Source organism: Proteus sp. fly-1089 (genome assembly GCF_040138965.1).
GTDB lineage: Bacteria > Pseudomonadota > Gammaproteobacteria > Enterobacterales > Enterobacteriaceae > Proteus > Proteus vulgaris_B.
In genome coordinates this window covers 41,151-65,615 of the sequence record NZ_JBEETS010000001.1, presented here as the reverse complement: position 1 = coordinate 65,615, position 24,465 = coordinate 41,151, and the positions used below count along the sequence as shown (strand labels likewise).

Annotated in this window: 23 protein-coding genes and 1 riboswitch; of the genes, 12 read left to right on the top strand and 11 right to left on the bottom strand. The window is 38.9% G+C overall.

Annotated elements, in window-relative coordinates:
- Positions 1–60 precede the first annotated feature (60 nt).
- Positions 61–2,169, bottom strand: coding sequence for an ATP-dependent DNA helicase DinG (gene dinG / locus ABN080_RS00320; protein WP_349440081.1), 2,109 nt, complete (start codon positions 2,167–2,169; stop codon positions 61–63).
- Between the two features lie 254 nt (positions 2,170–2,423).
- Between dinG and ABN080_RS00315 the strand changes: the two genes are divergently transcribed.
- The 3 genes from ABN080_RS00315 to ABN080_RS00305 all read left to right on the top strand — a co-directional run bounded on the left by ABN080_RS00315 (position 2,424) and on the right by ABN080_RS00305 (position 4,902).
- Complete coding sequence (locus ABN080_RS00315; protein WP_072070539.1) at positions 2,424–3,326, top strand: LysR family transcriptional regulator; 903 nt, start codon at positions 2,424–2,426, stop codon at positions 3,324–3,326.
- Positions 3,327–3,406: 80 nt separating this feature from the next.
- Positions 3,407–4,288, top strand: a complete 882-nt coding sequence (locus ABN080_RS00310) for a dihydrodipicolinate synthase family protein (RefSeq protein WP_196553382.1) — start codon at positions 3,407–3,409, stop codon at positions 4,286–4,288.
- Between the two features lie 188 nt (positions 4,289–4,476).
- Positions 4,477–4,902: an ApeP family dehydratase gene (locus tag ABN080_RS00305; protein ID WP_196553383.1), complete on the top strand. Its 426-nt coding sequence runs from the start codon at positions 4,477–4,479 to the stop codon at positions 4,900–4,902.
- A 61-nt stretch (positions 4,903–4,963) separates the two neighbouring features.
- On the opposite strand, the gene ABN080_RS00300 is transcribed toward ABN080_RS00305, so the two are convergent.
- Entirely contained in the window at positions 4,964–6,352 is a 1,389-nt protein-coding gene (locus ABN080_RS00300) for an MmgE/PrpD family protein (RefSeq protein ID WP_349440080.1), read from the bottom strand.
- An 81-nt stretch (positions 6,353–6,433) separates the two neighbouring features.
- Entirely contained in the window at positions 6,434–7,801 is a 1,368-nt protein-coding gene (gene purB, locus ABN080_RS00295) for an adenylosuccinate lyase (protein ID WP_196553385.1), read from the bottom strand.
- Positions 7,802–8,204: 403 nt separating this feature from the next.
- Here purB and metC point away from each other — a divergent pair, with 403 nt between their 5' ends.
- The 4 genes from metC to sseA all read left to right on the top strand — a co-directional run bounded on the left by metC (position 8,205) and on the right by sseA (position 12,089).
- Positions 8,205–9,380: a cystathionine beta-lyase gene (gene metC / locus ABN080_RS00290; protein WP_196553386.1), complete on the top strand. Its 1,176-nt coding sequence runs from the start codon at positions 8,205–8,207 to the stop codon at positions 9,378–9,380.
- A gap of 34 nt (positions 9,381–9,414) precedes the next feature.
- Complete coding sequence (gene dcuC, locus ABN080_RS00285) at positions 9,415–10,782, top strand: C4-dicarboxylate transporter DcuC (RefSeq protein ID WP_072070545.1); 1,368 nt, start codon at positions 9,415–9,417, stop codon at positions 10,780–10,782.
- Positions 10,783–11,047: 265 nt separating this feature from the next.
- Complete coding sequence (locus tag ABN080_RS00280) at positions 11,048–11,233, top strand: YohO family small membrane protein (protein WP_036912140.1); 186 nt, start codon at positions 11,048–11,050, stop codon at positions 11,231–11,233.
- Between the two features lie 13 nt (positions 11,234–11,246).
- On the top strand, positions 11,247–12,089 hold the full coding sequence (gene sseA / locus ABN080_RS00275) for a 3-mercaptopyruvate sulfurtransferase (protein WP_349440079.1): 843 nt from the start codon (positions 11,247–11,249) through the stop codon (positions 12,087–12,089).
- A gap of 76 nt (positions 12,090–12,165) precedes the next feature.
- Here the strand turns inward: sseA and ABN080_RS00270 are convergent, their stop codons facing one another.
- The 3 genes from ABN080_RS00270 to rhlE form a co-directional block, all read right to left on the bottom strand.
- Complete coding sequence (locus ABN080_RS00270; RefSeq protein WP_036938310.1) at positions 12,166–12,414, bottom strand: GlsB/YeaQ/YmgE family stress response membrane protein; 249 nt, start codon at positions 12,412–12,414, stop codon at positions 12,166–12,168.
- A gap of 202 nt (positions 12,415–12,616) precedes the next feature.
- The gene (gene dusC, locus ABN080_RS00265) at positions 12,617–13,549 is read right to left on the bottom strand and encodes a tRNA dihydrouridine(16) synthase DusC (protein ID WP_196553388.1); all 933 of its coding nucleotides are present in this window, start codon (positions 13,547–13,549) and stop codon (positions 12,617–12,619) included.
- Between the two features lie 9 nt (positions 13,550–13,558).
- Entirely contained in the window at positions 13,559–14,986 is a 1,428-nt protein-coding gene (gene rhlE, locus ABN080_RS00260) for an ATP-dependent RNA helicase RhlE (protein WP_196553389.1), read from the bottom strand.
- A 371-nt stretch (positions 14,987–15,357) separates the two neighbouring features.
- Here rhlE and ABN080_RS00255 point away from each other — a divergent pair, with 371 nt between their 5' ends.
- The 5 genes from ABN080_RS00255 to ABN080_RS00235 are packed head-to-tail and all read left to right on the top strand — an operon-like array spanning position 15,358 to position 21,102.
- Positions 15,358–16,056: a CerR family C-terminal domain-containing protein gene (locus tag ABN080_RS00255; RefSeq protein WP_349440077.1), complete on the top strand. Its 699-nt coding sequence runs from the start codon at positions 15,358–15,360 to the stop codon at positions 16,054–16,056.
- A gap of 11 nt (positions 16,057–16,067) precedes the next feature.
- A complete protein-coding gene (hlyD, locus tag ABN080_RS00250; protein ID WP_349440076.1) occupies positions 16,068–17,054 on the top strand; it encodes a secretion protein HlyD in 987 nt (328 codons plus the stop codon).
- Positions 17,055–17,065: 11 nt separating this feature from the next.
- Positions 17,066–18,835: an ATP-binding cassette domain-containing protein gene (locus tag ABN080_RS00245; RefSeq protein WP_197269405.1), complete on the top strand. Its 1,770-nt coding sequence runs from the start codon at positions 17,066–17,068 to the stop codon at positions 18,833–18,835.
- On the top strand, positions 18,828–19,979 hold the full coding sequence (locus ABN080_RS00240; protein WP_072070553.1) for an ABC transporter permease: 1,152 nt from the start codon (positions 18,828–18,830) through the stop codon (positions 19,977–19,979). Before ABN080_RS00245 ends, ABN080_RS00240 begins: the two co-directional genes overlap by 8 nt.
- Positions 19,980–19,992: 13 nt before the next feature.
- On the top strand, positions 19,993–21,102 hold the full coding sequence (locus ABN080_RS00235; RefSeq protein ID WP_196553392.1) for an ABC transporter permease: 1,110 nt from the start codon (positions 19,993–19,995) through the stop codon (positions 21,100–21,102).
- Positions 21,103–21,206: 104 nt separating this feature from the next.
- Here ABN080_RS00235 and ABN080_RS00230 read toward each other — a convergent pair whose 3' ends face one another.
- The 5 genes from ABN080_RS00230 to moaA all read right to left on the bottom strand — a co-directional run bounded on the left by ABN080_RS00230 (position 21,207) and on the right by moaA (position 24,316).
- Positions 21,207–21,917, bottom strand: coding sequence for a Bax inhibitor-1/YccA family protein (locus tag ABN080_RS00230; protein ID WP_072070555.1), 711 nt, complete (start codon positions 21,915–21,917; stop codon positions 21,207–21,209).
- A 194-nt stretch (positions 21,918–22,111) separates the two neighbouring features.
- Positions 22,112–22,573, bottom strand: a complete 462-nt coding sequence (moaE, locus tag ABN080_RS00225) for a molybdopterin synthase catalytic subunit MoaE (RefSeq protein WP_072070556.1) — start codon at positions 22,571–22,573, stop codon at positions 22,112–22,114.
- A gap of 1 nt (position 22,574) precedes the next feature.
- The gene (gene moaD, locus ABN080_RS00220; RefSeq protein ID WP_072070557.1) at positions 22,575–22,820 is read right to left on the bottom strand and encodes a molybdopterin synthase sulfur carrier subunit; all 246 of its coding nucleotides are present in this window, start codon (positions 22,818–22,820) and stop codon (positions 22,575–22,577) included.
- Positions 22,817–23,296, bottom strand: a complete 480-nt coding sequence (moaC, locus tag ABN080_RS00215; RefSeq protein ID WP_349440075.1) for a cyclic pyranopterin monophosphate synthase MoaC — start codon at positions 23,294–23,296, stop codon at positions 22,817–22,819. Before moaC ends, moaD begins: the two co-directional genes overlap by 4 nt.
- A 39-nt stretch (positions 23,297–23,335) precedes the next feature.
- Positions 23,336–24,316, bottom strand: a complete 981-nt coding sequence (gene moaA / locus ABN080_RS00210; protein WP_349440074.1) for a GTP 3',8-cyclase MoaA — start codon at positions 24,314–24,316, stop codon at positions 23,336–23,338.
- Positions 24,306–24,448: riboswitch (molybdenum cofactor riboswitch) on the bottom strand. (Overlaps the previous gene by 11 nt.)
- Between the last annotated feature and the right edge of the window lie 17 nt (positions 24,449–24,465).

Below are 24,465 nucleotides of genomic sequence, written 5' to 3'. Positions count from 1 at the left end.
CTATTATGACTTAGAAAGGCTACCTCTCTTGATATAGGTAGCCTTTCTCTTTATTTCTCTTTATTTCTCTTTAGGCATATCAGGTTGATAAATAGGGAAAACAGGTAGTGCTGTTAATAAGCGTGTGCCATAGTTTTTGGTTAGTAAACGTCTGTCATAAATGATAATTTCACCGTGGCAATGATGGCTGCGGATAAGACGCCCAACTTGCTGAATTAAATTAAACGATGCACTTGGCAAGCTCTGCACTTCAAAAGGATAACGTTTCAGCGATTTTAGCCACTCGCCTTCTGTCACAATCACTGGATCGGTCACTGGCGGAAAAGCAATTTTATGAATATGCACCTGCGTTAAATAATCGCCTTTTAAATCGAGTCCTTCGGCAAATGATTGCAAACCTATCAATACACTATTATCTCCTGCATCTATACGCTTACAATGTGTTTCTACCAAACGATAACGAGGCTGATCCCCTTGCACCAATAAGCATAACCGTAAGTCTTTCACTTCTTCTAAAAAGCCATCCATTGCCCGTTGGCTACTAAATAAAACCAATTGTCCTCTGTGGTTATTCTCTTCCATGCTTTGTCGAAAATAACGTGCCATTTCTTTTAAATGTTCACGTTCATGAGTCATCGTCGGTTCATAGCGCATTTTAGGAATAACTAATCTACCCTGATCTTTATGTTCAAAAGGTGAAGACAACGTAATAAAGCGATCATCAAAATGCTCACTTAATCCTGTTAATTCTTGAATGCGAGAATAGCTATTTAACGAGCGTAACGTTGCAGATGTAATAACTACATGTGGGATATTTTTCCATAACAATTGTGTCAGTTGTTCGCTTACTCGAATACCTGCGCAATGGAAATAGAGATGAGACTGCTTTTTATCGTAACGCCGAGTGAGCCATTTCGATACAGGTGCTTTTGAGGTTTGCTCTAATGTGGCTAAGCGCCACAATTTGGCCATATTCTCTAAATAACCGACCATTCTACTGGTAGTTAAAATGGCACGATGTAAACGCACAACATCTTCTTTTGCTGTACGCTCTGTTAAATCATTTAAAATAGCTTCACCCAACATTTTTAAACTATCTGTTAGCTTAAATAATGTCTGACAACTTAACAGAAGCTGTTCAGGTAATTCGCCTAATGGAAAGAGATATTCGTCTTGTTCACTACGTTCTGGTAATAATGCTCGCGTAAAGGTATCAACCTCTTGATAAGTCTCACGTAACTTAGCAATATGAGCATCAAAACGAATAGGATCAGCCAACTTAGGTGGTTTTACAGGAATAAATTGCGCTAAATACTGACTAACATGGCGAGTAATATTATCCAGCTGATTATTAAGGGAAACTAAGGTAATTTCCCCTTCGACTTCAAGTGCATCTCGCGCAACATCAGGAATATGATGACCTTCATCTAACACTAACAGCAGGTTTTTGGCATCGGGTAATACCGATTCGCTTTCCATTGCTGCCATCACTAAAGCGTGATTGGTAATAACAACATCCACTTCATCAATTTCACGGCGTGCAATAAAAAAAGGGCAACGATGATAATATTGACAATTACGTCCTAAACAGTTCATTTTATCGGTGCTAATTTTACGCCATAAACTGTCTGTTAATGCCCGTTTATGATGATCACGCAAACCATCCCAACCGAAACTGGTAAAATCATTTTTTAGCTCTTGGCAAATTTCTCTTTCTGCACTGGTCGCCACATCCACTTTGTCTTCAAGCAAAAACATTAAGTCGATTTGTTCACCTTCTGTTACACAAATCGCGTCTAAATTACGTGGACATAAATAGCGGCCACGGCCAAAAGCCCCCGTGAAAGTAAGATCTGGAATGATTTTTTTGAGTAATGGGAGATCTTTGCTAAAAATCTGATCTTGCAGTGCCACATTGGCTGTACTGATAATCAGTGGTTTTTTTTCATCACGACTGATAGCAATACCCGGAATAAGATAAGAAAGTGTTTTACCTACCCCAGTCGGAGCTTCAATCACTAAGTGTCGTCCCATTTCATCAGAAAAAGTCTTGGCCACTTCAGCTATCATTTCACGCTGTGGCGCACGCGGAATAAACCCTTCAATATGCTCTGGTAGGGCTTTATACCACTGACTTATTTGATTTTTGACTGATTGAGAAAGAGACATAACTACTCTGTGACTGATTTTAAGAAGGGCGCTATTGTCTCATAACACTGTATAAAAATCAGTAGTTACCTTCATTTGCTCTCTTATTTCATCAAAGAATGGATAACGCCTCGAAATTATTGAGCTTTGTTATAGATTATTAATCCAACTCTTCATAGTATGAGTATTGATGCCATAACTTCTAAAAATAGCCTTATAAAAAATAATACTTTTTGTTTGATTAAATACAACAACACCAGTTAAGAGACACCATAATGACCCCTACAAAGCGCCCTATTTTTAACTTAGAACTTGATTTACTCCGAACCTTTGTTGCTGTTGTCGATGGAAATACCTTTGCCGCAGCCGCAGAATCTGTTTGCCGTACTCAATCTGCAGTAAGCCAGCAAATGCAACGCCTTGAATCGTTGATAGGCAAAGAGCTGTTTGCTCGCCAAGGTCGAAATAAAACACTGACAGAAGCGGGTACACAACTGCTTAACTATGCTCGCCGTATTTTGCGCCTAAATGATGAAGCTTGTCTTTCATTAATGCATGAAGAAATTGATGGGATCTTAAAAATTGGCTCCCCTGATGATACGGCAAACACAATTTTACCTGATCTACTTGCACGTTTTTCAGGGGCGTATCCTCGTCTTATTATGGAAATCATTGTTAAACGTAGTCCGTTTTTAATGTCGATGCTAGAAAACAACGAGCTTGATTTAGCCATTTCTACTGAAGAACATGTGGGTTACCCCAAAATTGTGCTACGAGTTTCCCCTTCCTTATGGTATTGCGGAAAACATTTCAGGTTTGATCTTGATGAACCCTTGCCATTAGTTGTATTAGATGAACCCAGTACATACCGCGATATGATGATAAATCACCTTGATCAACAAGGTATTCGTTGGCGGATCGCTTATATTGCTACAACGCTTTCAGGTGCAAGAGCTGCTGTACGTGCGGGCTTAGGTATTATGGCTCGTTCAATTGAGCTTTCAGGTGACGATTTGCGTATTTTAGGCGAAAAAGAAGGCTTACCCCCTTTACCAGCAATTAGTTATAACCTATATCTCAATGCCAATAGCCCAGGAAAAGCCGCACAAATACTGTTTGATTCGTTAAAGAATGAGCAAAATGAAGTGATTAATCATGCTGATATTACACTTCAATAAGAATAGAGATTTCAAAGCCCTTAAATAGTGTTGATAACCAAAGCAATAAAATATTAAAACCATAAAACAGGACACCGATTATGACCCAATTCCATGGCATTTTTCCTTACCTTGTTTCCCCAGTTGATCAAACTAAAGGCACCATTCTTGAATCTTCATTACGTCGATTGGTCGAACATTTGATCTCGTGTGGCGTTCATGGTTTAAGCCCGTTAGGTAGCACGGGTGAATACGCTTATCTCTCTCAAGCACAGCGTAATGAAATTGTGCGTATCACTGTTGATCAAACTGCGGGACGTATTCCTGTTATCGCAGGGGTTGCCGGTTTTTCAACCGCAGATGCTTGTCATCAAGCCGAACAATACGCCCAATTAGGTGTAGATGGCATGGTGCTGATTTCACAAAAAATGTACCCGTTAAGTGAAACCGCACAAGCAGGTTATTTCCGAACTATCGCTGAAGCATTTCCTGAAAAATCCATGACAATTTATACCAATCCGGGACTTTTAGGTGATGTTCTTCCCATCTCTTTATTTAATGAACTTAGCTATATTCCCAATATTGAATATATTAAAGATGCTTCAAGCAATACAGGTCGATTGCTTACTATGATCAACACCTTTGGTGAACGCGTGAAGATCTTTAGTGCTTCGGCACATATTCCATTACTTGTATTAAAACTTGGTGGTGTCGGTTGGATGGCCGGCCCTGCTTGTGTATTACCAAAGCAATGTGTTGAACTATATGACCTCGCAACAAAAGGTGACTTTGATACGGCATTAGCAAAACAAAAAGAAATGTGGCAAATCAACGAAGCCTTTACCAAATATTCGTTAGCATCATGTATTAAAGCCTCTCTAAATATTCAAGGTTTTGATGTGGGCTTGCCTATTTTACCGCAAGAGCCTCTAAACGATGTCGCAATGGCGGATCTACGCCAAATTATTGCTCGCCTTGATTAATAAGCTATTCTTATTGAGTCATACTAATGGCTAGATTTTATACTTTTCTAGCCATTGTTATTATTTTTATGACTATTTCCTGTCTAAAATCATTAGGTTGTACTGTACGATATTGAATAAGAATGAAATAATAGCCGACATTATTACAAAATCGTATTTATTCTATCACCATAACGAGGAGAAAATGTATGCCCATTTCCGTCAGTGAAATAATGGAAATATTACCTCATCGTTATCCATTCTTATTAATTGATGGTGTTATTTCTGAGCCAGCTGAACTTGCTAGTGGCAAATTAATCGCAATTAAAAATATCACCACCAATGACACTGTTGTTTTTGGCGGATTTTACCCTCCCTTACTACTCCTTGAAAGTATGGCTCAAGCCGCTGGAGTTCTTGCACATTACTACCTTTCCCCCATGGAAGAAGGCCAGCAATGTTATTTTGCCAGTATAAAAAAAGCACGTTTTCATGATGCAGTAAAAGCAGGTGATCAACTACTTATTGAGATCGAATTTCGTCGGCAGCGCCGTACTATTGTTAGTTTTTCTGGTGTTGTTCGTAATGGTGAAAAGATTATTTGTACATCTGAATTTATGTGTGCAAGGCAATAAAAAAGGATTGGTAGCTCAAACCAATCCTTCGTATCACCATCTTATTAACATTATGTTTAACTTAATGGGTCGCTTCTTCAATACGCAATAATTGTGTTACCTCAGAAAGAGTCACATTTTCAAAATTTAATACTTTTTCAACGAGTTGAGCCGATTGTTTATCCTCTATTACTAATGAGGCATTATCGTAAAACTTACTGATCACATCTTTATCTGTCATTGGATTTTGTGGATTGCCATATTGAATATCTAATCTCTCTGTGATCTTCTCGCCATTTTTTAATGTCACGAAAATTAATCCTGGAAAATACGTAGGAAAAGGTATTTCGCCTTTTTCGGGATAACGATAACTTACACGCTTTGCTAATGATTGGATATCTTCCCGTTGTAGGTTTTCAGGTAATAATGAAGAGAGCGTTAAAGCGTTATCTAAAAAACCTGCAGCAAATAACCATGGCAAACTAAATTTAGCTCCGTAGGCTGTTTGAGGTGCCCATTTTGTTTCAGGAGGCTCACAAATCAAGGCAGCTGCGACAGGATCAACCACACATTCCACACTTTCAATATCATCAGCCGTGATCCCTTTTTTCAGCAAATTACGCCCACAATCCACAGTCGCATGAGCAAAATGACACACCGGATAAGGCTTAATCGAAACATTTAAAAATTCCCATACATCACCTAATCCCAATGCCACTTGTTCGGGGTGTGCTTGCTCTCGAATACCATGGGTTTGATAGAGGCTATAGCGACCTTCGAATATCGTTTCAGGGCCAGTCATTCCACCTTTTGCCAATGATGCGGCAATAATACCTGATTGCGCAGCCCATCCCGCATGAAAGCATTTAGAAGAAGAACTATTGGTAAGATATTCAGCCACTCCTCCTGCTTGGCTTCCTGTGAGCCCTAATGCATTCACAGTCTGTTCTGGTGTTAATTTTAATAACGAGGCCGCACAAGCTGTTGCGCCAAAAATACCTGCAATCGCAGTGGCATGAAAGCCTCGTTGATGAAATCCACTATGGCTTGCTAAGCCGACTCTAGCCGCAACTTCCCAGCCAATCACCCAGGCCGTTAAAATATCTTGTGATGACGCACCGATTGACTCACCCAATGCAAAAGCAATCGGCGTTAATACCGCGCTACCATGTGTAATAGAATCGGTATGTGTATCATCAAAATCTAATGCATGTGATGCAATACCATTTGTAAGTGCAGCTACAGTTGTACTTGTTGTGAGTGAACTGCCCCAAATTGGAATAGTGCCTTGGCTATCAGGTAAAAAAGTGATGCCCTGACGACTTTGAATCGCACTTTGTTGTGCACTCCCCGCAAGTGCAACACCTAATGTATCTAATAAATGAATTTTAGCTCGGCTAATAACTTGAGCTGGTAAATCAGAGAAAGTGGTTGTCGTAATAAATTGGGCTAACTGCTGACTTAATGTCATAAACACCTCGAAATAGATAAGAAAAAGCCAGTAATATCACCGGCTTTTAGATAATAAGAAGGTTGAGTTCAATCAAGTCACTTAGTCATTTAACCAACCAGACGCTTTAGTTTGCGCAACAACACGATCAACTTGGGTCGGTGCATTTCCTACATAAGTTGTTGGATCTAAAAGTGCATCAAGCTCTTCTTGAGTAATGTGATCACGAATACGGGTATCACGATTAATCGCTTCAACAAAAGTGATACCTTCTTCTTGCCCTGACATTGATGCTTCATACACAATTTCATGTGCAGTTTGTTTACCCGCTTTATCAGATAATGCAAACATCACTCGTTCTGCCAACATAAAGCCACCCAAAATGTCCATATTTTCACGCATTTTTTCTACATGCACATTTAATCCACCTAATACTGTTTTCATATTATCGAAGATAACAGACAGCATCAGGCACATTTCTGGCATGATTTTCCATTCCATTTTCCAAATCGCACCATCGCGCTCATGCTGATGTTTCATCATATCCGTTAATACAGATAGATTTGCTTTTAGGGTATTACTTACACAGGCCGCATTTTCCACAATAGCAGGATTACGTTTATGTGGCATAGTCGAAGAGCCCACTTGACCTTTACTAAATGGCTCAGATAACTCATCAATTTCGTTATGCGCTAATAGTAGGATTTCATTAGCAATTTTACCTAGCGTACCGCTAATTAAACCGATTAACATGCCATATTCACTGAATCTATCGCGCGCAGGTTGCCATGAAATTTCAGGTACACCTAAGCCTAAGCGTTTTAATACACGAGCTTCTAATTCATCAGCTTTATCGCTTAAAGAAGCTTTTGTACCTACCGCACCGACAACACTGCCAACAAATAAGCGAGGTTCTATCTCTTTAAGACGTTGATAATGACGCGCTAATTCAGTTAACCAAATCGCTGTTTTATGCCCAAACGTAATTGGCAGAGCTTGTAATGCTAACGTACGTCCAACCATTGGCGTGTTGCGATGTTGTTCACTTAATGAAAGCAATGCACGACCTAATACTTTGATATCACGTAAAAAAGTATGATGAGCATCTTTTAGTTGCAATACAAGGCCAGTATCAATGACATCTTGTGTTGTTGGGCCAAAATGAACATATTCCCCATAATGTTCTGGGCAAGCATGCTCTAAACCACGAATTGTTGGCACTAATGGATGGCGAGTAAGACGCACTTGTTCTAATACATAATCCATATCGAGCTTTTCAAGTTTCGCGGTATCTGCAATAACTTTTGCCGCCTCTTTCGGGATCAAATCTAATTCGGCTTGTTCAATAGCTAATGCTGCTTCATAATCAAGCCAATTTTGCATTCTTGTTTTATCAGAAAAAATAGTTCTCATCTCTTCTGTTGACCATAAATTCTTTAATAAAACCGAATCAAAAACGCTGGTTCCCATAATTATTTCCCCTGTTAAAAAAATAATAAAAAAATCGTTTTTTTAATCAAACGACTTGTTAGATTGTTATTTTATTTATGCAATATAATCTCAAAAAAAACACTTTGATAATTTTAATCTAATTTCAAATATTTCTTATCAATTAAAAAATAACATTAATTCAATAAGTTATAAATAACTCTTTATTTATTAGTTATAACTTTTGATTCTTAAATAACATTTAAGATTTAATTAGAATAATTAATGCTAAAAAGTTAGAGGAAGATCATCATTTTTAGAAAATAGCTATTTTAAAAATAAATAAGTTTGTTATAAATAATAGAAACAAAATAAGCACAATCAGTAATTAATCATTTTATTTAATTACCGGGGAACTCTATTTCTATATTTGGAGATATTAATAATGAAACAAAATAAACAAACAAAATTGATACACAGTGGACGTCAAGAAATTAAAACTTCTGGCCCTATTAATCCACCCGTTATGAGAGCCAGTACTATTGTTTTTGACTCAATAAAAAGCTGGCGTGATGTGCGTGATCGTCGTGCAACAGAACGTGTATTGAGCTATGGCGCACGTGGTACCGAAACCGCTTTTGCATTAGAAGCATTAGTGACCGAGTTAGAAGGCGGTCATCGTGCACAGTTATTCCCGACTGGATTGGCGGCTATTGCAGTGACCATCATGGGATATGCGCGTAGTGGTGGACATGTTTTATTTGCAGATTCTGTTTATGAACCTGTGCGTAAAATCGCATCTGCTTTCCTTGAACCCAATAACATTGCTTATAGCTTCTTTAAAACAGATGGTTCAGATTTTGAGCAAAAAATTCAACAAAATACACAGCTTATTTTTGTCGAATCACCAGGTTCACTCCTTTATGAAATGCTTGATTTACCTGAAATCTGCCGTATTGCTCATGAAAGAAATATTCCTGTCGGTGTTGATAATACATGGGGTTCTGCGTGGCTTTATAACCCGCTTGAATTAGGTGCTGATGTCTCTGTTATTGCGGCAACTAAATATTTGTGCGGTCACTCTGATGTCATGATGGGCATTATGGTTGCGAATGAAAAAGCATGGGAAAAAATTGGTGCATTACCTGAAGCATTAGGTCAAGCCAGTAGCCCTGATGATGCAGCACTCGTACTTCGCGGAATGAGAACATTAGGTCAACGTATTGCTGCTCATGGTAAATCAGCTTTGGCTATCGCACAGTGGTTAGAGACACGTCCTGAAGTTGAAAAAGTATGGTTCCCTGAATTACCAAATCACCCTCGTCATGATTTGTGGAAACGTGACTGCAAAGGCAGTAATGGCCTATTAACCATTGAATTTAAACAAGAATTTACCACAAAACAATCAGAGCAATTTATTGATGCGCTTGAACTATTTGGTATTGGTGCATCTTGGGGTGGGTTTGAAAGCCTTGCATTACCCGCCAATGTCGTTGGCGCAAGAACAGCGTCTAATTGGCGTGAAGGTCATGGCCCTTTTGTACGTTTACACATCGGCCTTGAAGCAACAGATGATCTTATTGCAGATATTACACAAGCTTTTTCAGCATTAAACCAATAACAAAAAATATTGCATCATTACCGGGGAATTCACTATGACAGGTTTAATCATTGCCGCGCTGGTAACAGCGTTGGTGGTTTATTTACTGGCACGGGGTTATAAACCTCAGCCAGTATTATTACTCGGGGGCTTGTTGTTACTGCTCCTAACGGCTTCTCTCGATCTTAATCCGTTATTACCTGAAAATAAGACAACTCAATTTAAGTATTTTGATGTCTTCCAAATTTTCACGGATATTATGAGTTCTCGTCTTGCAGGTCTTGGTTTAACGTTAATGGCTATTGCGGGCTTTTCTCGTTATATGGAACACGTTGGCGCAAGTCGTGCTTTATTCGCAATTTTTGAAAAGCCATTAAAAGCCATAAAATCACCTTACTTATTGTTAGTGATTTCATTTCTAGTCACTCAAATCTTGGTTATTTTTATTCCTAGCCATGCTGGTTTAGGTATGCTGTTAATGGTCACTATGTATCCGATATTAATTCGTTCTGGTATTAGTCCACTTTCTGCTTTAGCCGTTATTGGATGCTGCCAGTTTATCGACCATGGTCCTGGCTCTGGTAATGTGATTATGGCTGCAAAAACAGCGGATATCGAACCTGCCGTCTATTTTGTTCAGCACCAATTACCCGTTACTATTCCTATTATTATTGCTGTTGCTATTACTCACTTCTTTATTCAACGCTGGTGGGATAAACGTGAAGGTTTTGTTTTTGACCCAACAACCATTGATGTTGTAAAAGAAGAAGGCAATAAAATTCCACTGTCTTATGCTCTATTACCTGTGATCCCTTTAATTCTGATTATCGGTTTCAGTCCTTTGCTACACCCTTACATTAAATTAGAAGTCACCACGGCAATGATTATTAGTACCGTAATTGCACTTCTTTTCGAATATGTTCGCTTACGTGATGCAAAAGCGGTGATGAATAGCTTTATGCTGTTCTTTGAAGGAATGGGTAAGCAATTTGTCTTAGTGGTCTCGTTAATTGTGTCTGGTGAGTTCTTTGCTAATGGTCTACTTAAAAGTGGTGCCGTCGATACGCTAATTAGCTCTGCTCAAGATGCAGGCTTCGGCATTGCCGCGATGATCATTGTAATGAGTGCCATTCTTGCATTAGCGGCCTTTTTAATGGGATCAGGTAATGCGGCATTCTTCTCATTTGCAGCCTTAACACCAAAAATTGCCGCTTTCTTAAAAGTCGATGTCATTACTTTAATTTTACCAATGCAAATAATGACAAGCTTTGGTCGTACTGTTTCACCCATTACAGCCGCCATTGTTGCCATTGCTGGTATTGCGAATGTCTCACCTTTCCAAATAGTTAAACGTACTGCCATTCCTATGGCTGTCGCAGCTATTGTGAACTTAGCAATGACATTCTGGTTTTTATATTCCTAATTAAGTTGCGTTACCCCTTGCCCTTAAACTCATTTACTTCTGAGTTTAAGGGTTTTTTTCTTATCATTGACTGTAACCTTTGATTGAAATAATTAACGTCAACGCTAACTTTACTCAGGCTATTTATAAAAAATAAATAGCCTTTTTATTTATCTATTCATCTCTTTTTTAGCCACTCTCATTTGTCAATTAAACTGACTTAGCACTTGTTTCAACTTCATATCTAGATATACTTTTGCGCAACATTCATCTGCAAATGAACATTATGAAAAAAATAATTATTGTTATTATCGCACTACTTGCTTTCGGTTCTATCGGTGGTGTTTTCCTTGCGGGCTTAAATATCTATACACGCTCCACCACACCAATAGAAACAGAGCAAACGCAACCTGAAACATCACCTACACAGCAATTTCCAGCTATCCCAGACAGCTCACCTTCTGCTAAATAAATGAGGTCGCACCGTGGAATACGATTACTTTGTTACACCCAAATGGCTATTTGAACATCAACATAATGCTGATATTGTGATCCTTGATGTCAGCGCACCAATGCCAACCCAACAGATTGATTATCAAGCGCTTTACCTTGAACGTCATATTCCACATGCGTATTTTTTTAATCTCGATGAAGTCGCAGATAAAACAACAACATTGCCACATATGTTGCCATCTGATGCACTATTTTCAGAAACGCTGACGCAATTAGGTATCTCTAATACCACAACTGTTATTCTTTACGATCAAGGTAACTTATTTTCCGCACCTAGAGGTTGGTGGACATTAACCACTCTAGGTTGCCGTAATGTGCGCATTCTTGCTGGTGGTCTACAAGCATGGATTGATGCTGGATTTCCTATAGAACAAGGTGAAGCTATCAAGACACCTGGGCAATCCCCATTTGTAGTTGAACGTCACTCCCAACGTTATGCCAATAAACAACAACTTATTGATAATCTAGCGACAAAGCAAAAACAGATGGTTGATGCGCGTTCTGCTGATCGCTTTTATGGTAGAGCACCAGAACCCCGCCCAGGCTTGCGCAGTGGACATATCCCCGGTAGTAAAAATGTGCCTTGGAATGAATTAGTTATAGATGGAAAATTAAAAGATAAAACTGAATTAAAACAAATATTTGAACAGGCTGGTGTTGATTTATCACAACCCATTATTGTTACCTGTGGCTCTGGTATGACTGCGGCAATTTTATTTTTAGCATTAACTGTATTAGGTTGCCAATCTATCGCACTTTATGACGGCTCTTGGGCGCAATGGGGTGCTGAAAGTGCCCTTCCCTGTGAATGCTGATTTAATCAGTCCACGCTTTAAAAAGTAAACCCGCATTACGCGGGTTTATTATCAATATCTATTTGATGTGAAGGCATTAACTTGCAAATATTTTTGCAAGGTAGAGCACAACAATGGCACCAATCACAGCGACAACAAAGCTACCAAAATTAAAGCCATCCACTTTACCTTTGCCAAAGAAGCTACTAATTGCACCACCGACAACCGCACCTACAATACCAAGAATACAAGTCCATATCAGACCAATATCATAAGAGCCTGGCATTAAGAATTTCGCCAAAATACCTGCGATTAAACCAAAGATAATCCAAGCAAGAATTCCCATATTTCCCCCTAAAATAGTCATGATATAAACAACATACCTAAAAAAGTCACCTATTGAGTGTAAGTCGAAAAAGTAATTTTTTCCAATTATTAGAAATAAATTACATAATATTTAGGATAAATGGATGGATTATTTCTCAATAAATAAAAAAATATCGCTGATTAATTAGCGCTATTTTTTATTGGATAAGATTATTTTTAAACTACAGAGCCTCTATTGCCACTGCAATTTCTGGCGACGTTTTTAATGTTCTAATTTGTCTAAATAATTCATCAGCTTCTGGATACTCTTTGCGTAAATAACTAAACCACTGTTTAATCCGTGATGCATGATAAATTGTCGTATCACCGCGCTTTTCTAAGCGAATATAGCGCTTTAATAATTCAATAACCTCAGACCAAGGCATCCTTGTTTCTATACCTTTTACAACACGACTTAAGTTAGGCGTATTCATTGCACCACGACCAATCATTATCGCATCACAACCTGTTGTGGCTAAACAGGCCAATGCATCTTCGCGGTTCCAAATTTCACCATTGGCAATTACAGGTATTGAGAGTCTTTGACGAATATCACCAATGGCCTGCCAATTGATTTTTTCAGCATTATAACCATCTTCTTTTGTTCTGCCATGTACTGTGATTTCTGTTGCGCCACCCTGTGCTACGGCATCAGCAATTTCATGGCTATATGTAGAAGAATCCCAACCAAGTCTGACTTTTACTGATACGGGTAATTCTAAAGGTACTGCATTACGCATCTCTTTAGTTGCTTGATAAATAGTTTCAGGCTGTTTTAAAAGTGAAGCTCCTCCACCACTACCATTAACCGTTTTTGAAGGGCAACCACAGTTTAAATCAACGCCCCAAGAGCCTAACGATACGGCTCTAAACGCATTTTCAGCCAACCATTGAGGGTGTTGACCTAGTAATTGCACTCGTACAAGCGTACCACTTTTTGTGCGACTTTCTGTATGTAATTCAGGACATAAGCGATAAAAGGCTTTTGTTGGTAATAATGAATCAACAACACGCACAAATTCTGTAATACAGAGATCGTAATCGTTAATCGAAGTAAGTAATTCTCTCACAAGGGGGTCTAAAACCCCCTCCATTGGCGCTAATAGAACTCGCACTTTTTAACCTCAAAACTCTTTTCTAGCTTTTGACCAAGGGCTTTGATTAGCACTACCTTCATCACTTTTACGTGAACGACGAGGCCCTAATTTACCAGTACGTGAGCCATCTTTATTACGGTAATTTTCTTTGCTTTTATTACGACCGCCTTCTTTACTGCCTTCACTATCATTCTCTTTACGAGCGTTGTTACGATTATCTTTGCCACGAATATCTGCACGTCCATGACCACCGCCATTTCTACGTGGAGCATTATTTTTTGGCTTTTTATGCAATGGAGCCGCTTTAATCGAAGGATCAGGATCGTAACCATCTAACGCTAAACGCGGAATTTCACGTTTTAATAGACGCTCGATATCAGCTAATAATCCATGTTCATCAACACAAACCAATGAAATAGCTTTACCTGTTGCAGCTGCTCGACCAGTTCTACCAATACGGTGAACATAATCTTCTGCAACTTGGGGTAATTCAAAATTGACAACATAAGGCAGTTGGTCAATATCAAGGCCACGAGCTGCAATATCAGTTGCCACCAGTGCTTTTAATTTACCATCTTTAAAGTCAGCTAAAGCACGAGTTCTTGCACCTTGGCTTTTATTACCATGAATAGCGGCTGATTTGATACCATCAGCATTTAAATGTTCAGCAAGCTTATTAGCACCGTGCTTAGTACGCGTAAAAATAAGCACTTGTGACCAGTTTTCTAAGCCAATTAAATGTGATAACAACTCTGTTTTGCGTTTTTTATCCACTAAATGGACATATTGATCTACAGATTCAGCTGCTGAATTTTTTGGTGCAACGGAAATACTCACAGGATTGTTTAACAACGAGTTGGCAAGTCCTGTGATCTCTTTAGAGAATGTCGCAGAGAACAATAAATTTTGACGTTTTTTAGGTAATTTATTGATCACACGGCGAATATCATGAATAAAGCCCATATCTAACATACGATCAGCTTCATCAAGCACTAAGACTTCAACACGAGAAAGATCGACTGCATTTTGATGTTCAAGGTCGAGTAAGCGTCCAGGTGTTGCTATCAATACATCAACGCCACCGCGCAATTTCATCATTTGTGGGTTAATACTCACACCACCAAAAACGACCAGTGAACGGATTGGTAAATAGCGACTATAAGCTTTCACATTCTCAGCAATTTGCGCAGCGAGTTCACGGGTTGGTGTTAAAATTAGTGCTTTAACTGGTTGACGACCTTTAGTTTTTTCTGCTGATTGAGCTAACTTTTCCAAGATCGGCAATGTAAAAGCCGCCGTTTTTCCTGTCCCTGTTTGCGCACTGGCTAATACGTCTTTACCCGCCAAAATCGGCTCAATCGCCTGCTGTTGAATAGGGGTTGGGGTTTTATACCCTTGTTCATCAATAGCGCGGAGAAGCGCCTCACTTAAACCAAGCGATGTAAAATCGGTCAAAACAGTAGTCTCCTACAACCAGAACGTATAACACGGTGATTGAAATTAAAAATGACGGGCTTTCATGCTGTCAATCTATAGGTATTATTACTCTATAGGTACTATCATTTAGTTAGTAAGACAGTGATGAAAGAGAATGAACCTTGCTAGATTAACCTAATAACCCCTATTTTAACAGTTTTTGCTGTATTCAGAATACAAAAATAATTTTCAATAATAGATGGCGTTTTTTATTACAAAACACCTTTATTGGATTATTTATTACAAAATTTCCCTATTGTTCAATATCATCTAATATAATACTCCTTGTTATCGCTGTTTTTAATATCATTGGTTTTGTTACATTTTACTTAAGTAAGGTATCTTCTATTATGTCAGAAACCCATCAGAAGACGACTCGTGGTGAACTAGCAAAACGACAATTATTGGAAGCGGCATGTGAGATCTTTGGTAAAAATGGCCCTGATGCCGCCACCACACGCCAAATTGCACAAGCTGCTCAACAAAATATTGCCGCTATCGCTTATTATTTTGGTTCTAAAGAAGGATTGTATCTCGCCGTTGCGCAACATATTGCTGATCTTATCCGTCTTGATTTTGAACCTACTGTTGCCATCCTTGACGAATTTCTTGAGCGGCCCAATCCCACAGAGCATCTACCATTGCTACAAACGCTGATCATAGATAGCTTTTTACAATATGCTCAACTGGTACTTGATAAAGCCAATATTCATCTTAGTCGTATCATGGCAAGAGAACAGCTTGTTCCTACCGAAGCGTATTCCCTTATCCACCAGCAAGCGTTATCACCACTTTTAACGCGTGTGAATAAATTATTAGCTATCTATATTGGTTTAGATCCCACTCTTCCGACGACAATGCTACACACTCACGCTATTTTAGGAGAAGTGCTATCATTTCGCTTAGTGAGAGAAACCATTCTAAGACAAACAGGATGGGATAGAATTGGTAAGAATGAGTATCAAATTATCTCTAATACTTTAAAAACACATATTACTTTATTACTCAATGGATTAAGAGAAATTTACACTCACCCACATCATGCATAAATAGAGTTATTATGAAAACTAAAAAAATCAGTTTCTTTATCATCTTAATGATTATTATCGGTATTATTGCAGGTATCTATTATTACGAAGAAAACAAAGAGTCTGAATTAGTACTCTATGGTAATGTCGATATACGTACTGTTAACCTGAGTTTTCGTGTTGCAGGGAAATTAGATTCCCTACTCGTTGATGAAGGAGCCCCCGTCAAACAAGGGCAATTGTTAGGAAAACTTGATGATGCCCCCTATCGTAATGCACTAAATAAAGCTTATGGTGAGCGTGATAGTGCTATTGCTGCATTAGCGTTAATGGAAGCTGGTTATCGTAGTGAAGAAATTGCACAAGCCCAATCTGACGTGTCATTAAAACAAGCCGCTTGGCAATATGCCGACAACTTTTATAAACGCCAGCAAGATTTGGCTAACCGAAAAGTAATTTCAGCCAATGATTTAGATAGCGCAAGAAATAATCGCAATCAAGCAGCTGCAGCCTTAAAAGCAGCCCAAGATAAATTAAATCAATATCAAAATGGTTATCGAAAAGAAGATATTGATGCGGCTAAAGGGCAAGTTATGCAGGCAAAAGCCGCCGTTGCTCAAGCGGAGTTAAACCTTCAAGACACACAGTTAGTCTCACCTTCACAAGGTACAATATTAACAAGGGCCGTTGAGCCTGGCACTATTTTGTCTGCTGGTAATCCCGTATTTACGGTGTCTTTAACTAACCCTGTTTGGGTTAGAGCGTATATTAGTGAAACCTACTTAAGTGAAGCAATCCCTAATCGAGAAGTCTATCTCTACACTGATGGACGTAAAGATAAGCCTTATCATGGTACGATTGGTTTTGTTTCACCGACAGCAGAATTTACGCCAAAGAGTGTCGAAACACCGGAATTAAGAACTGATTTAGTTTATCGACTCCGCGTTGTTGTGACGGATGCTGACGATGCATTACGTCAAGGAATGCCCGTGACTTTAAAATTTGCACCCACTCATTAAGTGGAGGCGAAATGGAACACACTGATTACACTATCGAGCTACAAGGCGTTGAAAAACGCTTTACCGGACTAGAAAGCCCTGCGGTTTCTGCATTAACAGCCACCATAACGGGTGGCTCTGTCACAGGCTTAGTCGGCCCAGATGGTGCAGGTAAAACCACATTAATTCGTATGCTTGCAGGGCTATTAAAACCAGATGCTGGTGATATTCGTATTTTAGGAATGGAGCCACAAAAACAAAGTGTAGATGTCCGAGCTATTCTTGGCTATATGCCTCAAAAATTTGGTCTCTATGAAGATTTAACGGTATTAGAAAACCTTAATCTTTATGCTGATTTAAAAAATGTCATCGGTGAAGAGCGCAAAAAAGTTTACCAACAGTTGCTCTCTTTTACCGATCTCACACGTTTTACCTCTCGCCTTGCCGGTAATCTTTCAGGGGGTATGAAACAAAAACTGGGACTGGCTTGTACTTTATTAGGTAGCCCTAAAGTCTTGCTACTTGATGAGCCTGGCGTCGGCGTTGATCCCATTGCACGCCGTGAGCTTTGGCAAATGGTACATGCCTTAGCCAGCGATGGTATGTTGATACTGTGGAGTACCTCTTATCTTGATGAAGCAGAGCAATGTAAAAACATTCTCTTACTTAATAAAGGAGAGTTACTTTATAGTGGTATACCACAAGATTTAACAGCGAAAATGGCAGGTCGTTCTTTTTTGCTTGATGTTGAAGGCCATCAACGAAGAAAAATATTACAACAAGCTATCATTCAGCCTCAAGTGACAGATGGAGTTATTCAAGGACAATCTGTTCGTTTGATATTGAAAAAACAAAGTAATCAATCCGAATTACTCAATGCCTTGGGTAAACCTGATGCTAAACTTATTCCAGCTACACCACGCTTTGAGGATGCCTTTATTGATTTATTAGGAGGTGGCCCTTCTCATAAATCTGAATTAGCTGAAATTATGCCTCAAATTCCTCCAGCTCCCAATGAAACCGTTATTGAAGCACAGCAACTAACTAAAATGTTTGGTCAATTTGCAGCAACCGATCACGTTGATTTTCAAGTTAAACGAGGTGAAATTTTTGGGTTATTGGGGCCTAATGGTGCAGGTAAATCGACAACATTTAAAATGATGTGTGGTTTATTAGTTCCCACCAGCGGTAAAGCGCTGGTATTAGGTATGGACTTAAAAGAGAGCTCAGGTAAAGCTCGCCAACATTTAGGTTATATGGCACAAAAATTCTCACTTTATGGCAATCTTAAAGTGGGACAGAACTTGAAATTCTTCTCTGGTGTTTATGGATTACACGGTAAACAACAACGCAATAAAATCAACGATATGATAACTGCCTTTAGCTTACAGCCGATGGTGAATCAAATCACTGAAACCTTGCCTTTAGGTTATAAGCAGCGCCTTGCCCTTGCATGCTCATTAATGCACGAGCCTGATATTCTTTTTTTAGATGAACCCACATCAGGCGTTGACCCATTAACGCGAAGAGAATTTTGGTTACATATTAATGGCATGGTTGATAAGGGAGTAACCGTAATGGTGACCACTCACTTTATGGACGAAGCAGAATATTGTGATCGTATTGGTTTGGTTTATCGCGGAAAAATTATTGCTGCAGGAGAGCCAGATTCTCTCAAAAAAATGGTTGCTAACGACGATAATCCGACGCCTTCAATGGAAGATGCTTTTATAGGTTTAGTGTTGGATTACGATAAAAAACTTGAACGTGAAAATGATAAAGGGAGCGAAAAACATGCGTAATTCAGCTCAATCCTCTCATGCCCATTTTTCTTGGCGGCGTTTGTTCGCATTATGTTTAAAAGAAACAAAACAGATCACCCGTGATCCCAGTAGTGCCCTTATCGCTTTTGTGATCCCTCTCACTCTGTTGTTTATTTTTGGCTACGGTATTAACTTGGATTCAAGTAAGTTAAATATTGGTATTTTGACTAATCAACAAAGCCAACCTGCACAAGAACTCGTTTACACTTTTACCAATTCACCATATATCAACGCAACTATTAGCGATAATCGCCAATTATTGATTGATAAGATGCAAGCGGGACAAATTCGGGGCATTGTGGTTATTCCTGTGAACTTTGCTGAGTTACTGACCCGACAAGATACTCATGCGCCCATTCAGGTGATCACCGATGGCAGTGAACCTAACACTGCAAACTTTGTACAAGCCTATACCAAAGGGGTTTGGCAAATCTGGCTACAACAACAAGCCATCAGCAAGGGTATTGATACTACACCACTAATTGAAATAGAACCGCGCTATTGGTTTAACCCAGCGGCAATTAGTCAGCACTATATTATTCCGGGTGCCGTTACTATTATTATTACCGTTGTGGGTGCAATTCTCACTTCGTTAGTCATAGCTCGTGAATGGGAACGTGGCACAATGGAAGCTCTGCTTTCAACCCAAATAACACGCACCGAGCTCTTGCTTTCAAAACTTATTCCTTACCAAGTTTTAGGTAGTTTTGTCATGGTACTGTGCATGGTGGTAACCGTCTTTTTGCTAGGAGTACCTTATCGAGGATCACTTTGGATTTTAGGGGGGATCACCTCGCTCTTTTTAGCCACTGCCTTAGGAATGGGATTACTCATTTCAACACTGACTCGCAATCAATTTAATGCCGCCATGATTGCCCTAAATGCAGCTTTTTTACCTGCGATTATGCTGTCCGGTTTTGTGTTTGAAATTGATAGCATGCCATTTTTTATTCAGGTAGTGACTTATTTCATTCCCGCACGTTATTTTGTCAGTAGCTTACAAACGCTATTTTTAGCAGGTGATATTCCATTGATATTAATATTAGATATGTGGTTGCTGATCGTTTCTGCCCTATTTTTTATTGGCTTAACAGCATTAGCAACACGACGTCGATTAGATTAAAGGGAGAGTATTTATGTTGTATCGTCTTCTCACCCTAATAATGAAAGAGCTACAGTCATTATTACAAGAGCCTCAGACTCGTATTATTTTGATAATGCCTGTTATCTTTCAAATGATCTTATTTCCTTTTGCCGCAACATTAGATGTTACCAATGCCTCTATCGCAATTTTTGATGAAGATAATGGTAAACAATCTATTGAGTTAACCCAACGTATTGCCAAAGCTAGTGCATTTTCTCAAACATTATTACTGAAAAATGAACATGAAATAAAAGAGACCATTGATAATCGTAAAGCACTTTTATTGGTTCGATTTCCACAAAATTTTAGTGCTAATTTAGAAAGCCAAATCCCTGTTAAATTACAATTAATCTTAGATGGGCGAAATTCTAATAGTGCTCAAATTGCTGCTAATTATGTACAACAAATCGTACAAAATTACCAAACTGAATTAGCAGGACATACACCGTCTTTACTGAATAAAACAGAACTTGTTGTTCGTAATTGGTATAACCCAAATTTAAATTATAAATGGTTTATTGTGCCCTCATTAGTAGCATTGATTATCACCATTGGCGTAATGATAGTCACTTCACTATCAGTTGCTAGAGAGCGAGAGCAAGGTACTTTGGATCAACTATTAGTTTCCCCTCTATCAACATGGCAAATTTTTGTGGGTAAAGCGGTTCCGGCGATGGTTGTTGCCGCCATTCAAGGTACTATTGTATTGATTATAGGGATATTTGGTTATCAAATACCCTTTTCAGGTTCATTATTATTGTTTTATTTTACCATGCTCATTTATGGTTTATCGCTGGTGGGTTTTGGCTTATTAATATCAGCATTAAGTTCAACACAACAACAGGCTTTTATTGGTGTCTTCGTATTTATGATGCCTGCCGTTTTATTATCAGGCTATATTTCTCCCGTAGAAAACATGCCAGTTTGGCTACAACATGCCACATGGATAAACCCAATTCGTCATTTCACCGATATTACAAAGCAGATTTACCTTAAAAATGCTGATATTACAGTAATATGGCACAGTTTATGGCCTTTATTAGTGATTGCAGCAGGAACGGGTAGCATTGCCTATTATCTTTTCCAAAGGAAGATTGCTTAAAATAATAGCAATTAAAGCACAAAAAAATCCCACAGCTTATAAAGTTGTGGGATTTATTTTTTATGCTGTTTTTTAACTACGTTTATCCGCAGATATCGTTAAAATTAACGACGATCACCTAAAATACGCAGTAACATTAAGAACAGGTTGATGAAATCTAAATAAAGCGTTAATGCACCCATAATTGAGTAACGGCGCATATTTTCTTTATCTTCTTGGTTAATTTCATTACCCATATCTTTTAGTTTTTGTGTGTCATAAGCCGTTAAGCCTGCAAAAATTAACACACCTGCGTAAGAGATAACCATGCTCATCATTGAGCTTTGCATAAAGATATTAACGATAGAAGCAATAATGATACCGATAAGCCCCATAAACAGGAAGCTACCCATACCCGTTAAGCTACGCTTAGTGGTGTAACCGTAAATGCTTAATGCACCAAACATAGCAGCACAGATAAAGAATGTGCTAGCGATTGAAGATGCGGTATAAAGCAGTAATACGCTTGAGATAGTCACACCCGTTAACACGGAATAGAGCATAAATAATGAGGTTGCCATTGCACCACTCATTTTATGAACCATACCTGATAACACGAAAACTAATCCTAATTGAGCAATGATCAGACCAAAGAAGACGATCTTGCTTGAGAAAATCATTGATAATAATGCTTCGCTTGATGCAACGTAGAATGCAACAAACGCAGTTAATAACAGACCTACAGTCATCCAACCATAAACCTGAGCCATAAAGGTTTGTAGGCCAGAACCTGTGCGTTGTACGATTGAATCATTTGAACGTGAAAATCGATCCATGATGATTACCCTTTAATCATAGTGATAACGTTAGATTTAATAATAACGTTTATTTCAGTAAAGAGCCCATTATGGACTCATTAGAATTTAATTTTATCACACTGATTTTACATTTCCATGAAATAAACTGTATGAAATGTCATCACAAAATAAATTTAGGTAAAGTAATGTAGCGTTTAATTGAACGTAATAATTTATTCCCAACGCTCGGCTGAATCATAATCACTTTGTCGCGCATCAACCCACCTGTCTTTATTTTCAGAAAGCCCTTCTTTTTTCCAAAATGGTGCGCGTGTTTTTAAGAAATCCATAATAAATTCAGCAGATTCGAACGCGCTATTACGATGAGAACTGGTAACACCCACAAACACGATCTCTTCACCAATATGCAAAGTTCCTACACGGTGAATAACACTTACACGTTGTAAAGGCCAACGAGCTCTCGCCTCACTTACAATGTCATTAAGTGCCTTTTCAGTCATACCGGGATAATGCTCAAGGGTAAGCGTACTCACTTCATCACCGAGATTATGATTACGCACTTTACCTGTAAAGGTCACAACGGCGCCATCACTGTCGCACTCAGAAAGCCATTGGTATTCATCGCCAACACTAAAATTTTCGGTTTGTACTGAAATACGAGTTGATGCGCTCATCTTATCCTCCTGTAACAGGTGGGAAAAAGGCGATTTCATCACCGTCATTAATAACGTGAGAACCTTGAACAAAGGATTGGTTTACCGCAGAGAGTAACTTGCCATCTTCTAATGCCAGCAACCAACGTTCACCTTTGGTAATTAATGCTTTACGTAAATCGTCTACTGTGTGGTACTCACAATCTAATTCAAGAGAATCAACACCGACTAACTCACGGACTTGAGCAAAAAAGAGAACTTTAATCATGCTTCCACCTTAAAATGACCTGATTTACCACCTGTTTTTTCTAATAAACGCACAGGCCCTATCACCATATCTTTTTGAACGGCTTTACACATATCATAAATCGTTAACGCAGCTACTGATGCCGCAGTTAATGCTTCCATCTCAACCCCTGTTTTACCCGTTAAACGGCAAACAGATTCAATACGTACACGATTAGATTCAATGAGTGCTTCTAAACGCACTTCGACTTTAGTTAATAACAGTGGATGACATAATGGGATTAACTCCCATGTTCTTTTTGCTGCTTGAATACCTGCAATTCTTGCGGTCGCAAATACATCACCTTTATGATGCTTGCCTTCGGTGATCATACTTAATGTTTCTGCTGACATTTCAACAAAGGCTTCAGCACGCGCTTCTCGTACTGTTTCAGCTTTAGCACTAACATCCACCATGTGAGCTTCACCGGCAGCATTAATATGAGTTAGTTGAGACATGCACAACTCCTGAAATTAATGAAATAACAGAGCGAAAAACTACCCACCAATAACAGATAAGTTCGGTGTAATACCGCTATCACCTTGATGAAGAAAATGTGTTTCTCGTTTATGAAGAAGACCACCCTGAATACGTTGTTGTAATGCCTCTTGTTGACTATCGTCAGCAAGTAGGTCACGTAAAGGAATACCATTTTCACCAAATAGACAAAGATGGAGATTACCAATAGCTGAAACACGTAAACGGTTACAGGTTAGGCAAAAGTCTTTCTCATAAGGCATGATCAGACCTATTTCACCTTGATAATCAGGATGGGTAAATACTTGAGCAGGCCCGTCACTACGGGCGCGAGGAATTTGTAACCAACCTTCATTGAGTAAGCGCTGGCGAATAACTTCACCAGACAAATGAAAGCGGTTGAAAATATCACTACCGTCCCCTGTTTCCATTAATTCAATAAAGCGCAGCTGAATAGGTCTGTCTTTGATCCAATTAAGAAAATCAGGAAGATTTTTGTCATTCACATTGCGCATCAACACAACGTTAACTTTGACTTTTTCGAACCCTGCGGTAAATGCAGCATCAATACCTTCCATCACTTGGCTAAATTTATCTTGTCCAGTAATAGCGTGGAATTGGCGGGGATCGAGACTATCAACACTCACATTAATCGCATTTAATCCAGCATCACGCCATTGTGCAACATCGCGTGATAAACGATAACCATTTGTTGTTACTGCAATTTTTTTAATCGCCGCATTATCTTTGATTATCGCGATAATATCAGTAAAATCACGGCGCATTGTTGGTTCACCACCCGTTAAGCGGATTTTTTCTGTTCCTAATGCAGCAAAAGATTGTGTGAGTCTACTGATTTCATCTAATGAAAGGAATGATTTGTGACCATTAGGCTTATAACCATTAGGCAGGCAATAAGTACAACGGAAATTGCACACGTCTGTAATTGAAAGACGTAAATAGAAAAACTTGCGGGAAAACGCATCAACGAGTTGTTGCATAATAACACCTTTCCAAATCGGGAGATGCAGACATTTCTACCTTGCACCCTGGTGACTTATTTCGTCACGGCCAGAACATCATATCTTGTCAAAACACGACTTAGACGTTAAGGCTAGGAGTTTATCTTTACCTGTTTTTCACAGGTTTC

What these genes read in the sequence shown, in the direction of transcription:
- dinG (WP_349440081.1), bottom strand. Translation starts at nt 2,169, where the DNA reads ATGTCTCTTTCTCAATCAGTCAAAAATCAAATAAGTCAGTGGTATAAA.
- ABN080_RS00315 (WP_072070539.1), top strand. Translation starts at nt 2,424, where the DNA reads ATGACCCCTACAAAGCGCCCTATTTTTAACTTAGAACTTGATTTACTC.
- ABN080_RS00310 (WP_196553382.1), top strand. Translation starts at nt 3,407, where the DNA reads ATGACCCAATTCCATGGCATTTTTCCTTACCTTGTTTCCCCAGTTGAT.
- ABN080_RS00305 (WP_196553383.1), top strand. Translation starts at nt 4,477, where the DNA reads ATGCCCATTTCCGTCAGTGAAATAATGGAAATATTACCTCATCGTTAT.
- ABN080_RS00300 (WP_349440080.1), bottom strand. Translation starts at nt 6,352, where the DNA reads ATGACATTAAGTCAGCAGTTAGCCCAATTTATTACGACAACCACTTTC.
- purB (WP_196553385.1), bottom strand. Translation starts at nt 7,801, where the DNA reads ATGGGAACCAGCGTTTTTGATTCGGTTTTATTAAAGAATTTATGGTCA.
- metC (WP_196553386.1), top strand. Translation starts at nt 8,205, where the DNA reads ATGAAACAAAATAAACAAACAAAATTGATACACAGTGGACGTCAAGAA.
- dcuC (WP_072070545.1), top strand. Translation starts at nt 9,415, where the DNA reads ATGACAGGTTTAATCATTGCCGCGCTGGTAACAGCGTTGGTGGTTTAT.
- ABN080_RS00280 (WP_036912140.1), top strand. Translation starts at nt 11,048, where the DNA reads ATGAAAAAAATAATTATTGTTATTATCGCACTACTTGCTTTCGGTTCT.
- ABN080_RS00270 (WP_036938310.1), bottom strand. Translation starts at nt 12,414, where the DNA reads ATGGGAATTCTTGCTTGGATTATCTTTGGTTTAATCGCAGGTATTTTG.
- ABN080_RS00255 (WP_349440077.1), top strand. Translation starts at nt 15,358, where the DNA reads ATGTCAGAAACCCATCAGAAGACGACTCGTGGTGAACTAGCAAAACGA.
- hlyD (WP_349440076.1), top strand. Translation starts at nt 16,068, where the DNA reads ATGAAAACTAAAAAAATCAGTTTCTTTATCATCTTAATGATTATTATC.
- ABN080_RS00245 (WP_197269405.1), top strand. Translation starts at nt 17,066, where the DNA reads ATGGAACACACTGATTACACTATCGAGCTACAAGGCGTTGAAAAACGC.
- ABN080_RS00240 (WP_072070553.1), top strand. Translation starts at nt 18,828, where the DNA reads ATGCGTAATTCAGCTCAATCCTCTCATGCCCATTTTTCTTGGCGGCGT.
- ABN080_RS00235 (WP_196553392.1), top strand. Translation starts at nt 19,993, where the DNA reads ATGTTGTATCGTCTTCTCACCCTAATAATGAAAGAGCTACAGTCATTA.
- ABN080_RS00230 (WP_072070555.1), bottom strand. Translation starts at nt 21,917, where the DNA reads ATGGATCGATTTTCACGTTCAAATGATTCAATCGTACAACGCACAGGT.
- moaE (WP_072070556.1), bottom strand. Translation starts at nt 22,573, where the DNA reads ATGAGCGCATCAACTCGTATTTCAGTACAAACCGAAAATTTTAGTGTT.
- moaD (WP_072070557.1), bottom strand. Translation starts at nt 22,820, where the DNA reads ATGATTAAAGTTCTCTTTTTTGCTCAAGTCCGTGAGTTAGTCGGTGTT.
- moaC (WP_349440075.1), bottom strand. Translation starts at nt 23,296, where the DNA reads ATGTCTCAACTAACTCATATTAATGCTGCCGGTGAAGCTCACATGGTG.
- moaA (WP_349440074.1), bottom strand. Translation starts at nt 24,316, where the DNA reads ATGCAACAACTCGTTGATGCGTTTTCCCGCAAGTTTTTCTATTTACGT.